This is a genomic window from Nonomuraea sp. NPDC001699, from assembly GCF_053596455.1.
Window position 1 is genome coordinate 1 of record NZ_JBSFGF010000060.1, and the last position, 11046, is coordinate 11046.

Genomic DNA, 11046 nt, shown 5'->3' on the forward strand with positions numbered 1-11046 from the left:
ACCGTGGACCCCTGCAACCTCCAACTCCTCTACCAGGGACGCAGCCCCAGCTCCGGCGGCGACTACGGCCTCCTGCCCTACCGACCGGGTCTGCTCACACTCCAGCGCTGAGCCTGCTGAGCGCGGGTTGATCGTCCCGCGGACATCGAGACGGCCTTGAGCGATCACACCCGGTGCCGAGCCACCGGTGATCGCTCAAGGCCGTGAGGGTGCCTCGGCCGGCGGGCCGTCGGGTCGTCGTTGCATGCTCAGCATCATCGGGTTCTTCACGTGAGCGTCCGGGAAGCGGCCTGGACCACTGCGCCGCGACAGCCGGACGCCGGCGGGAGAAGACTGAGGAGTACCAAAGCGGCCACGAGAGCCCCGTGGTCCAGGACGCTGAACCGGACATAGCATGCCCACCAGGGCCGCCGATCCCCGAAGCGCCCGCGCTGGAATCCGGCCTGGCCCGCCAGTGAACGATGGCGGGGAACGGCAGCTCCGGTACCTGGGCTGCGGGTACCGAGAGCGCATGGGTGTCCAGGCCGTGCGCGCGGGCGACACGCACCAGCGCGAGCGCGCTGACACCGTCCCGGCCCACGCCCATCTCGGCCGCCAGCGCGGGCAACGAGACGCGGTGTCCGTACGCGCCGAGGACCATCGCCAGACATGCGGCGCCGCATTCGACCATGCTGTGCTGGAGTACGACAGGAACACGCATGGAGCGGCAGTCTCCGTCCCCCTCCTTCGAATCCGCCTGTGCTCACTTGGAACGCAGGTGGGAGGATGAGCTGGACGTGTTCGCCGCGCTGAAGCTCGTCGGGAGCGACGAGCGCGCTGTGACCTTCCACCGCATCGGCGTCACATCCTGCGCCGACTCGTCCGACGTGCGCTGCCGGAACGATCGTCGAGGTCAGGCATACGAGGCGACTCGCCACCAACGCTGAGAAGCGCCGCCGCCGCTCAGCCCACGAAGGGGGACTCGAAGGAGAACTGCTCCCGCCTGACCAGATCGGTGACCTGGGCGGAGCCCAGGGCACGGTCGAACTGGAAGGGGTTGTTGTCGGGCACGCTGCGGGTGCCGCAGAACGCCGTCTGCCCGTTCTGGAGGCTGATGTTGACGCAGCGGGCGTCCGCGGGAAGAGACTCCAGGCGGGCGGTGAGGTTCTCGACCTCCACCGAGAATCCCGTGCCGTTGAAGACCTCCGTCTGGGCCTGCTTCCAGGCGGCGCCGGTCCCCCAGATACAGGCTCGGGCCGAGAGACCGGGGAAGACGAGACTGGAGATCCAGCTCCCGCAGGTCGGGTCGGCCGCGGCCAGGGCGCCGCTCGTGCCGGTCAGGCCCGGCGCCGTCGTCACAGCGCCCGCCACCACCGCTGCGATCAGTGCTCGTGACAGAACCCTCGCCGATCGGGTGCTCATCGTGGCCTCCCCTTCGTGAACGGCTGATCGCCGCCGCCGGACATGGGTGTCGCGTCGACGACGGTCGGACGCCGCCTCAAGGCCGGAAGCGCCTGCCGTCCGATTGCTCGACCTTCGGTCCGTCACGGAAAGTAATCGTCCCTTGACAGCTCCATATTGTGGGTGCCGAACGGCGACGGGCAATCTTCGGTCCACTCAGTGGACCGACGGAAGCAGTGTCGCTTCCGCCGGGAGACAGAGTTGTGGAAACCCATTCTCGGTGACCTGCAGGATCGACAGCAGCGCCAACCGCGGCCGGTGGTCACTCGGTCCCACCCGTGCCGATGGTCAGATCAGTGACGGTCACGTAGGTGACCATGTACACCCCCGGCCAGGTGCGCAGGCTCGCCTGCAGGGTGTCGGGATCGATGCCCGGCCGCAGCTTCACCAGATACGCATCAGGATGAATGGCGCCCCATGGGCGGCTCCCGGGAAACCACTCAGGCAGCTCGTCGGGTGAAGCGTAGTAGACCGTATCGGCCTGCGGCATCGACACCAGGCGCTGCATGATCGCGTCTTTTGTTGGTTTCGTAGCGGTCGGCTGCAAGATGACTGCGGTTACGTCGCCGGCTGCGGGCTTGATAACGGCGCGGATGACCAGATATCCGCCGACGCCCACGAGGCTCACACCGAGGCAAGCCACCAAGATGATCACAGCGAGCAGTCCCGGCCGCTTCCGGAGCGGACCGTTACCCGGCGGGGACATCGGTGCCGGAAACTGCCGATATGGGGGCTGGTTCACGTCAAGCAGCCTAACGGGGGCGTATCCCCTCGCATGGGGCTCCTGCCACGACGCTGACGGTCACCCCCTGGGTACGACGGCGGGGTGCCAGGACCTTGGCGACGAGGCTGGGACGCGGCGGGACGTCAGCCGCTCGTCACGCGGAGGTGATGTCGAGCGTTCGCAGAAAGTCCTGGAGTGCGCCGGTGAAGCCCGCCGGGTCCTGAAGATGGAGGAAGTGGTCACCGTGGAGCGTCACCAGCCGGGTGTGCGGCCGCCGCTCGGCCATCTCGTGCGCCTGGCCGCTGGTGATCGGGCTGTTCTCGCCCACCAGAAGCAGCGCGGGGACGTTGGTCGCCAGCCAGTCGGCCCAGTGGTCACCCCAGTTGGAGCGTTCCGACTCGACCGTGTCGTGCGGATGGAACGGCAGGCGCCAGGTGCCGTCGGGCAATTGCCGCAGGCGGTCCGCGAACATCGGGCCCGCTGCGCCGAGCCCGGCGACCAGCTCGTCGCGCGTGGCGGCCTCGTACGGGCTGGACAGCAGGAAGTCCAGACGACTGGGACCTGAGACGACGGCGCCGATCTCCTCGATGACCAGGGCGCGGACGAGGGCCGGGTGACGGGCGGCGAGCTGGTAGGCGTTCAGGCCGCCGAGGGAGTGTCCCAGAGCCACGACCGGGCCGACGTCCAGGCGCTCCAGCAAGGCCGCGAGGTCGGCGACGTACCCCTCGCGGGAATAGTCCGTGGCTCGGTCCGACTCGCCGTGCCCTCGCTGGTCGGGCGCGATGACCCGCCAGTGCGGACCCAGCTCGGCCGCCAGGCCGCTCCACATCATGCCCTGGTCGAGATGTCCGTGCAGTGCCAGCAGCGGTTCGCCCGGGCCGCCGAAGTCGAGGTAGGACAGGTGGCGTCCGTCCAGCTCCAGTGCCGCGCGTACCGGGGTGGGGAGCGTGCTGGGCATCACGGTGCTCCGATCGTTTCAAGGCGGTTGCGGCTGGATGTATGCACCGTAGACTGCGGAGGTACCCACGACCTAGCGCGCACTAGTACAGCAGGTTCAAGTGGGGAGATGCGGCTGGAGCAACGGCCGGCCTGAGCATCGGTGCACTAGTGCGGCCCATGGGAGGACCCCTACGATGAGCCCTGCCGAGCCCTCCTCTGATCCACCCTTCCTGCGCATCACCGCCGAGCTGCGCCGACGCGTTGAACGCGGCGAGCTCCGCCAGGGTGATCTGCTGCCCTCCACGCGGCAGATCGTCCGGGAGTTCGGCGTCGCCATGGCCACCGCCACCAAGGTGCTGACCGCCCTGCGGCAAGCCGGCCTGGCGCGGCCGGTTCCCGGCGTCGGCACGGTCGTCGACACCACGGGCATCTCCCCGAGGACGCCGCACGACCGCAGACGTCCGACGGCGTCCTTGGACCGGGGCCGGATCGTCAGCGCGGGGTTGGCCGTCGCCGACGCCGAGGGGCTGCCCGCACTGTCCATGCGCCGCCTCGCCGCCGATCTGGACGTCACCACCATGGCCCTCTACCGCCACATATCCGGCAGAGAGCAGCTGATCCTGCTCATGGCTGACGCTGCCTTCGGCGAGTTCCCGCTTCCGGAGCCCTTGCCGCCCGGATGGCGCCGCCGCCTGGAGACGGCAGCCAGGCAGCAGTGGGCCATGTATCAGCGTCACCCGTGGCTGGCGCAGGCCGTTTCCTTCACCCGCCCCCTGCTCGCTCCCCGCGCGATGGTCCACAGCGAGTGGGTGATGCGCGCCCTGGACGGACTCGGCCTGGACCCGGCCACAAGCCTGCACATCCATGTCTGCGTGGCCGCCTACGTCCGCGGGGTGGCCGCGGGCCTGGAGTCCGAGGCCGCGGCCGCGGCCCACTCGGGGATCACCGACGAGCAGTGGATGGACACCCGCGGCACGCCGGCGCTGATGGGGCCCCCAGGCGATCCGGCGTTCCCGAATCTCGCACTCGTCCCACTCCATTCGCTCGACCTGGACACCCTGTTCGAATTCGGGCTTCACCGCCTCCTGGAGGGCATCGTGGCGCTGATCGGCGAGCCCGTTCAGAAGGGCGGTCGCGAGCCCGGGCGTGCGTGACGCGGATCGCCTGGTCGGGTTGGAGCTCGGCGAGAGGAACTGATGGACGCATGGCGCAGGGCGTCGCACGCATGCACCTGACCGCCGCCCTGACGACGTCGTCCAGGATGCGTCCCGGCTCAGATCCCGGCGAGCAACAAGATCGCCGCGACGACTGCTCCAGCCTCGATGACCAGCACGAGGGCCTGGGCGTTCATCCGGGCGACGGTTCTTCTGCCCAGCCACGCTCCGGCAACGACAGCCGGACGCAACCGGCGCCGATGACGGCGAACGTCTTGTCGGCCGGTACCGCGCGCGCCGGCTGAAACCGCCGCCAGAAGACGGTGATGATGAGAAACGCGCCGAGAACGCGCGTGAGCGGATCGACCGGCACGTAGGGCAGCAGGAGACCTCCGGCCAGGGCGAAGGGGACGGCGCCCAGGGCGTACCACTTGATGAGCCGCCACCGGACCGCACGCCGGTTGAACCAGACGCGGCCGCCGTCACTGGCCAGTTGAGTCAGGGTGAGGGTGGGCAGGGCCACCGGGAGGCCTCTCCGGCTCCCACGCTCGCGGGAGCCACGACCTCCAGGCGTTTGCCCCTTCAGTTGACCGGTGGCCACCGAAGCCGCCGGCGGTATCGCCCGGACCAGCCCGCCAGACCTGCATGAACCGGAGTGCCGGTCAAGAAGTGAGGGCAAGGAGCGGTGACGACGGCCGCGGGCCGGGCCGCCGTCATGGCCGCGCTTCTTCCAGGTGCCTGGCCGACGGGCCTCGGCCGCCGCGCCCGCGCCGCTCGAACGGACGGGACCAGCCGCTCTGATCGACCCGAACCGCGAAGAGTTCTTCTAGCGGAAGTCCTCGGCATGATCCCGCGCCCACTGCGCGAACGTCCGCGGCGGGCTGCCTGTCACGGACTGCGCCGTGGGCAACGGGCCCAAGGTGCTCGGATCGAAGTCCATGCTGTCGGCCGGATCGGCCGGATTGCCGTCGTAGTCGGTGAATCCCAGCAGGAAGTCCGCAGCCTCGGCAGCGAATCCTCCGATCTTCAGGTAGATCTCGCGCGCCTGCGCCGGAGTGACCTCCTCGAACCGCACCTCTTCGCCGAGCGCGTCGGCGATGGCGTCGACCTGGCCGCGCAAGCTGATCAACTCTGGGCCGTTGATGTCGTACGCCTTGCCGTGATGCCCCTCCTCCAACAGGGCTTTCAGCGCCACATCGGCGACATCCCGCTCGTGCACGGGAAACCAGGCCGCGTCCGGGTTCGCGTCCCGCACCAGCCGCTCGGCCCGGATCGACGGCCCCCACAGCGAGAGCTTGTTGGCGGCGAACTCGCCCGGCCGGAGATGTGTCCACTCCAGACCGGACTCCTGAACGGCCTGTTCGACCGGCGGATGGAAGGTCGTGTCGAAACCGCCGCTCACCGCGCCCGACGAGAGCACGACGATCCGCCGAACGCCGGCCTGCTTGGCGCGTTCGACGATCTCCTTCGCCGTCGACGGCTCCGGGAAGAGGAACATCCGGTCCACGCCGTCGAACGGCACGCCGTCCGGCTTGGTGAGATCTCCCCGGACGACCTCAGCGCCGGGCAGCCGGGCCCGGCCCGGGTCCCTGGTCAGCGCCCGTACCTGAACGTGGGCCTCGACCAGGCCTGCTGTCACATGCCGCCCGACGTTCCCTGTTGCCCCGGTCACCAGCACTCGCACGCGCGTCCTCCTTTTCCGTACGTTCTACGGATAAACATTATCGTAGGATCTACGGAAAAGGGGAGGCTTGATGGAACGCAGCGGTGGCGGAGACGCTCGGGAGACCTTGCGCCTGCTCTGGCGTTCCCCACAGGCTCGATCGGGCCGCGGCCGGCCGCCCAAGGTGTCCCTGGACAAGATCGTGGGTGCGGCCATGGCGCTGGCGGACCGGGAAGGACTGGCCGCCATGACCATGGACCGGCTCGCCGCGTCCCTCGGCGTCGGCACGATGACGCTCTACACCCACGTGCCCGGCAAGGCCGAACTGGTCGACCTGATGGTGGACTCCGCCTGGCAGGAACTCGACCTGACTCGATCAGGCTCCTGGCGGGACCGGATCGAGCACTACGCGAAGCAGAACACGGCCTTGCACGAACGCCACCCGTGGCTGCGCATGGTGTCGACCGTACGACCACCCCTGGGTCCCGGCCTGCTCGCCAGGGCCGACTTCCTCCTGGCCGCTCTGTCCATGACCGGGCTGTCCGCCACCGAGAGGTCCGCGGCGAGCGACTCCGTCGTCACCTTCGTCGACGCCGCGACCGCCACCCTTGCCGAACACACCCATGCCGAGCGGCTCAGCGGCCTGTCCGACGACGACTGGTGGGCCGCCCGTCAGGAGTTCTGGGAGACCATCTTCGACCCGGCGCGCTACCCGGCGATCGAACAGACCTGGCAGAACGGCGGCCTCGACCGCAGCGCGGCCGAGGCTGCGCTGCGCGCGTTCGACCTCGGCCTGCGTGCCCTGCTCGACGGAATCGCCGCGACGGCCCAGCGAAATCGCCGATCGACCGGCTGATCTCCACAGGGACCTCGATCGGCTAGCCCTGTCCGGCGACAGTCGCGCGGAGGGTCTCGATCCACCAGTCGAGCAGACGGTCCCGGGCGGTGTCGTCCAGCCCGACGCTCCGGCGGAACTCGTCGCCGAACAGCGGCTCCGTCGCGACCGCTTGGTGCAGGGCACACACAGTCAGCTGGATCGCCTCGCGTGACGGCGGCGTTCGCCCGGTGGCCGCGCACTGCCGCCGAGCCTGGGCGTGCAGCCGGTCCACCACCTCGTCCAGCATTCCGCTACCGGCGTCCCGCCAGCCGGAACGGTGCAGCGCGAGCGCCAGTTCGGCGTAACCGCCCGCGTACAGCGCGGCCAACGTGCGCACCAGCTCGGCGGGATCGATCGGGGCGTCGGCCCACGTGTCGAGCACGATGTGCAGTTCGGCCTTCAGTTTGGCCCCGCCGAACCGCAGCAGCGACTCCAGCAGTCGTTCCCGCGTGCCGAAGTGGTGGTTGACCGCGGCGTCGGACACACCGACCTCCGCCGCGACGGCGCGCACCTGTACGGCGGCAGGGCCGCCCGCGGCGAGCAACCTGCTCGCCGCTTCGAGGATCAGCCGCTTGGCGTCCTCGGGCCGGCGTCGTACTCGGGGGGGCATGCGCCCACCTTACCTTGACCAGTCAAGGCAGCGTCGCTTACCTTGGTCGCCCAAGGTAAGGAAGGTGGCGCGTGCGGGGACACTTGGCGATTCCGGCGATGACCGAGCTGGCGACGGCACTGGGTGTCACGATCGACGATCCGGCGCCGCCCCGCGAGATCCACTTCTCCCGTGCGGGCTGCCGGTTGCACGGATTCGACTGGGGTGGAACCGGATCCCCGGTGCTCCTGTTGCACGGTGGCGCGTTGACCGCGCACACGTGGGACTTCGTCTGCCTCGGCCTGCGCGGCGCTGCCCGGCTGATCGCGCTGGATCTGCGAGGTCACGGCGAGAGCGGCTGGTCCGGTGACTACCGCGTCGGCACCCTCGCGGCCGACGTCGTCGCCGCGGCCGATCACCTCGGCTTCGACCGGGTCCGGCTGGTCGGCATGTCTCTGGGCGGCGTCGTCGCGGCCCACGTCGCCGACCGGCATCCCGCTCGGGTGGAGCGGCTGGTGCTCGTCGATGTCGCGCCCGGCGTGGACTTCGACAGCACCTGGCGGGTGCGGTTGTTCATCAGCGGGCTCGGTCCGGTGCGGGATCTGGAGACGGTGGTGGAGGCCGCGATGCGGGTCAATCCACGCGCCGACCGGGCCAGTGTCACCTACCGCATGAGCACGCTGTTCCGCCGTGCACCCGGCGGCGGCTGGGTGCCGAAGAGCGATCCGCGGCCTCCGGACTTCCCCGCCATCCTGGCGGCCATCGATCGGCTGCCCGATCAGCTGAGCAGGACGCCGGTGCTGCTCGTGCGCGGCGGACGCAGCAGGGTGCTCCCCCAGGCCGCCGCCGAACGCCTGGCCGCGCGCCTCCCGGACGGCGAGCTCGTGGTCGTGCCGGACGCCGGGCACAACGTCCAGGAGGACAATCCGGCCGCACTGATCACCGCGTTACGTGCCTTCCTGACACGCTGACCGCGACAACGCCGGATCAGCAACTACGGCCGTGACCGGCTGCGAACCGCAGAACCCTGCTGGAGACCCGGCGAGTCCCTTACCGCCGGACCACGAAAGGAGAACCAGCGCATGTCCGCACGAACGTTCGAGCTCACCACGATCCCCTCGGTGAAGGTCGGCATGCTCATCCGCCGCCCCGCCCGCGAGGTGTTCCAGGCCATCGTGGACCCCGCCATCACGAGCAAGATCTGGTACACCAAGAGCAGCGGGATGATGACCCCCGGCGCCGAGCTGACCTGGGAATGGGAGATGTACGGGGCGTCGACTCAAGCCTCGGTCGAAGAGGTGGACGAGAACAGTCGGATCCGCTTCACCTGGGGCAACTACGCGCCCGACGCCCCCACCACAGTCGAGTTCCGGTTCATCCCCATGCCCGACGACACCACCTACGTCCAAGTCACCGAAACCGGGTTCACCGGCACCGGCGACGAACTCGTCCACCACGTAACCGACTCCACCGGCGGCTTCACGTTCCTGATCAGTGCACTCAAGGCGCTGCTGGAGCACGACATCGTTCTCGGCCTCGTCGCCGACGCCGACCCGAGCGGCCTGTCAGCCTGAAAGAACTGGCATCATCGCAGCATCTTCTGTCCTGTCCGTTCATGTGTTGCAGGGAGCCAGATGGATCAGCTGGTGGAGGACGATCCGCGTACGCTGGGGCCGTACGAACTCGTCGCCCGGCTCGGCGAGGGCGGCCAGGGCGTCGTCTATCTGGGACGCGACCTCTCCGGCCGGCAGGTGGCCGTCAAGCTGCTGCACAACGGCCTGCTGACCGATCCCGGCGCGCGCGACGGGTTCCTGCGCGAGGTGGAGCTCGCCCGGCGGGTGGCCAGGTTCTCCACCGCGCCCGTGCTCAACGCCGACCTGGCGGGCCGGCGGCCCTACATCGTCAGCGAGTACGTGCCCGGTCCCTCGCTGCGTGACCTGGTCGCCACCGAGGGACCACGGCAGGGGGCCGCGCTGGAGCGGCTGGCGATCAGCACCGCCGCCGCGCTGGCCGCCATCCACCGGGCCGGGGTGCTCCACCGCGACTTCAAGCCGGCCAACATCCTCATGGGGCCCGAGGGCCCGGTCGTGATCGACTTCGGTATCGCCCGGGCTCTGGACGCGCCAGGCAACACCTCGACGGGCCCGCTGATGGGCACGCCGTCCTATCTGGCGCCCGAGCAGATCGGCGGCGGGCAGGTGACGGCCGCGGCCGACGTCTTCGCCTGGGCCGTGACCATGGTGTTCGCGGCTTCGGGGCGACCCGCGTTCGGCGCCGACTCCACCCCCGCCGTGATCAACCGCATCCTGAACGAGCAGCCGGCCGTCGCCGGGCTGGACGGCGTCCTGCTCCGGCTCGTCACCGCCGGCCTGTCGAAGGACCCGGCCGCGCGGCCGAGCGCCGACGACCTGGTCACCGGGCTGACCTCGCGCGACTTCGTACCGGGACCGGCCGCCGGGTCTCCTCCGCCGCCGGAGCGTCGGGCCGGTCGGGGGCGGCGGCGCGCGCTGCTGGCGACGGCCGCCGCCACCTCGGCGCTGCTCGTCACGGGCGGCGTGCTGATCACCGCGGACACCCTGCCCCCACCGCCCCCGGCCACGATCGGCACGGCCTCTCCCCCGTCGTCCGGCACCACCACCGCCCCGGCTCCGGCCGCGGCCACCGCCTCGCCGCAGGAGGTCAAGAGCACTGCGCGGGGGACGTCGTCCCCACCGGCCAGGCAGCGGGCCCGACCCAGGAGCTCGCCCCCCGCCACCCAGCCGACCAGGACGGGCGACACGGTGAGCAGCCCCGTCGACGACGGCTCAGTACCCCACCCGACACCCGCCCGGCACACGGAGAACCCGCCGGAGCCCACACGCGAGCCGTCGCAGCAGCCCACCCAGGCGCCCGCCCAGCCGCAGCCGCCGTCCCCGATGGAGAACCCGTTCACCTGCATCCCGTCGATGTGCTGAGGCGTGGCCCGCGTCAGTCGTCCCGGGGGATCTTCGAGACTCGTGGTCGGCGTGGAAGAGCACCTCCTGCATCCGACGGTCGTCCCCGCGGGTGCACATCTGGCCGACCAGGGGCAGTGTGGGGGGCCCGGCAGCGATGGAGCAGAGTTCACGCTGTCGGCGCTGACCTGCGGGAACTCCTCGAGAAACACAATGAGGTCGGCCGCGTCGAGCCTCCTGCTTCGCGCGCAGCAGGGGGGGCACCGTCCGCTCCGATCTCGACCTGGCTGACCTGCCGGCCTCGACCCCGGCCACACGCAGCGCCTGCTACGGATTCTGTGGCACGGCCTACAGGTCTGGACCGTGTCTTCACAGGGTGATGAGGGGTCGCGGCGTGGCGGTCATAGGTGATCGACGAGGCCTCCGGTAGTTGGTTCAACGACGAAGAAGAGCCGAATACCGGAGACCTCATGGCCGGCGTAGCGGCGACGAGGCGGCACGACCTCACCGACGAGCAGTGGGCAGCGCTGGAGCCGCTCTCACCCGCCGCGCCGGGGTGGCCGTCTGCAGAAGGGGCCGCCCGGTGGGACGGGCAGCGAACCCTAGTCGGGCAGGCGGTCCAGGAGCCAGGTGGCGCCCTCTTCCGTGATCTCGGTGTGGCCGCGGTTGTCGCCGGCGCACAGGAAGTCGTCGAAGTCGCTCTCGTCCGGGGACAGCGCGTCGATGT

12 protein-coding genes are annotated in these 11046 nt (G+C 70.1%); 5 read left to right on the top strand and 7 right to left on the bottom strand.

The window, feature by feature from the left end; all coding sequences use genetic code 11:
- Positions 1-94: 94 nt before the first annotated feature.
- From ACWCSU_RS52505 to ACWCSU_RS52520, 4 genes are all read right to left on the bottom strand, one after another.
- On the bottom strand, positions 95-700 hold the full coding sequence (locus tag ACWCSU_RS52505; RefSeq protein WP_449945124.1) for a cysteine peptidase family C39 domain-containing protein: 606 nt from the start codon (positions 698-700) through the stop codon (positions 95-97).
- 242 nt (positions 701-942) lie between these two features.
- Positions 943-1401: a hypothetical protein gene (locus ACWCSU_RS52510; RefSeq protein WP_449945127.1), complete on the bottom strand. Its 459-nt coding sequence runs from the start codon at positions 1399-1401 to the stop codon at positions 943-945.
- A 301-nt stretch (positions 1402-1702) separates the two neighbouring features.
- The gene (locus ACWCSU_RS52515) at positions 1703-2095 is read right to left on the bottom strand and encodes a hypothetical protein (protein ID WP_449945129.1); all 393 of its coding nucleotides are present in this window, start codon (positions 2093-2095) and stop codon (positions 1703-1705) included.
- Positions 2096-2318: 223 nt separating this feature from the next.
- Positions 2319-3122 carry an alpha/beta fold hydrolase gene (locus ACWCSU_RS52520; RefSeq protein ID WP_357710583.1) on the bottom strand — a complete coding sequence of 268 codons (804 nt, stop codon included), beginning with the start codon at positions 3120-3122 and terminating at the stop codon, positions 2319-2321.
- A 175-nt stretch (positions 3123-3297) separates the two neighbouring features.
- Between ACWCSU_RS52520 and ACWCSU_RS52525 the strand changes: the two genes are divergently transcribed.
- On the top strand, positions 3298-4257 hold the full coding sequence (locus ACWCSU_RS52525) for a TetR/AcrR family transcriptional regulator C-terminal domain-containing protein (protein ID WP_449945133.1): 960 nt from the start codon (positions 3298-3300) through the stop codon (positions 4255-4257).
- Between the two features lie 193 nt (positions 4258-4450).
- Here ACWCSU_RS52525 and ACWCSU_RS52530 read toward each other — a convergent pair whose 3' ends face one another.
- Together ACWCSU_RS52530 and ACWCSU_RS52535 are read right to left on the bottom strand one after the other, a co-directional pair.
- A complete protein-coding gene (locus ACWCSU_RS52530; RefSeq protein ID WP_449945136.1) occupies positions 4451-4780 on the bottom strand; it encodes a TSUP family transporter in 330 nt (109 codons plus the stop codon).
- Between the two features lie 303 nt (positions 4781-5083).
- Positions 5084-5941 carry an SDR family oxidoreductase gene (locus ACWCSU_RS52535; RefSeq protein ID WP_449945139.1) on the bottom strand — a complete coding sequence of 286 codons (858 nt, stop codon included), beginning with the start codon at positions 5939-5941 and terminating at the stop codon, positions 5084-5086.
- Between the two features lie 70 nt (positions 5942-6011).
- On the opposite strand from ACWCSU_RS52535, the gene ACWCSU_RS52540 reads away from it, so the two are divergent.
- Positions 6012-6776: a TetR/AcrR family transcriptional regulator gene (locus tag ACWCSU_RS52540; RefSeq protein ID WP_449945142.1), complete on the top strand. Its 765-nt coding sequence runs from the start codon at positions 6012-6014 to the stop codon at positions 6774-6776.
- A gap of 22 nt (positions 6777-6798) precedes the next feature.
- On the opposite strand, the gene ACWCSU_RS52545 is transcribed toward ACWCSU_RS52540, so the two are convergent.
- Complete coding sequence (locus ACWCSU_RS52545) at positions 6799-7407, bottom strand: TetR/AcrR family transcriptional regulator (protein ID WP_357710595.1); 609 nt, start codon at positions 7405-7407, stop codon at positions 6799-6801.
- Positions 7408-7478: 71 nt separating this feature from the next.
- Here ACWCSU_RS52545 and ACWCSU_RS52550 point away from each other — a divergent pair, with 71 nt between their 5' ends.
- From ACWCSU_RS52550 to ACWCSU_RS52560, 3 genes are all read left to right on the top strand, one after another.
- Positions 7479-8357: an alpha/beta fold hydrolase gene (locus ACWCSU_RS52550; RefSeq protein WP_449945145.1), complete on the top strand. Its 879-nt coding sequence runs from the start codon at positions 7479-7481 to the stop codon at positions 8355-8357.
- Positions 8358-8468: 111 nt separating this feature from the next.
- Positions 8469-8960: an SRPBCC family protein gene (locus ACWCSU_RS52555; protein ID WP_357710600.1), complete on the top strand. Its 492-nt coding sequence runs from the start codon at positions 8469-8471 to the stop codon at positions 8958-8960.
- A 60-nt stretch (positions 8961-9020) separates the two neighbouring features.
- Complete coding sequence (locus tag ACWCSU_RS52560; protein WP_449945148.1) at positions 9021-10340, top strand: serine/threonine-protein kinase; 1320 nt, start codon at positions 9021-9023, stop codon at positions 10338-10340.
- The last annotated feature ends 706 nt before the right edge of the window (positions 10341-11046 follow it).

Coding starts and splice junctions, on each gene's coding strand:
- ACWCSU_RS52545 (WP_357710595.1), bottom strand. CDS start 7,407: ATGCCCCCCCGAGTACGACGCCGGCCCGAGGACGCCAAGCGGCTGATC.
- ACWCSU_RS52555 (WP_357710600.1), top strand. CDS start 8,469: ATGTCCGCACGAACGTTCGAGCTCACCACGATCCCCTCGGTGAAGGTC.
- ACWCSU_RS52540 (WP_449945142.1), top strand. CDS start 6,012: ATGGAACGCAGCGGTGGCGGAGACGCTCGGGAGACCTTGCGCCTGCTC.
- ACWCSU_RS52510 (WP_449945127.1), bottom strand. CDS start 1,401: ATGAGCACCCGATCGGCGAGGGTTCTGTCACGAGCACTGATCGCAGCG.
- ACWCSU_RS52520 (WP_357710583.1), bottom strand. CDS start 3,122: ATGCCCAGCACGCTCCCCACCCCGGTACGCGCGGCACTGGAGCTGGAC.
- ACWCSU_RS52525 (WP_449945133.1), top strand. CDS start 3,298: ATGAGCCCTGCCGAGCCCTCCTCTGATCCACCCTTCCTGCGCATCACC.
- ACWCSU_RS52505 (WP_449945124.1), bottom strand. CDS start 700: ATGCGTGTTCCTGTCGTACTCCAGCACAGCATGGTCGAATGCGGCGCC.
- ACWCSU_RS52560 (WP_449945148.1), top strand. CDS start 9,021: ATGGATCAGCTGGTGGAGGACGATCCGCGTACGCTGGGGCCGTACGAA.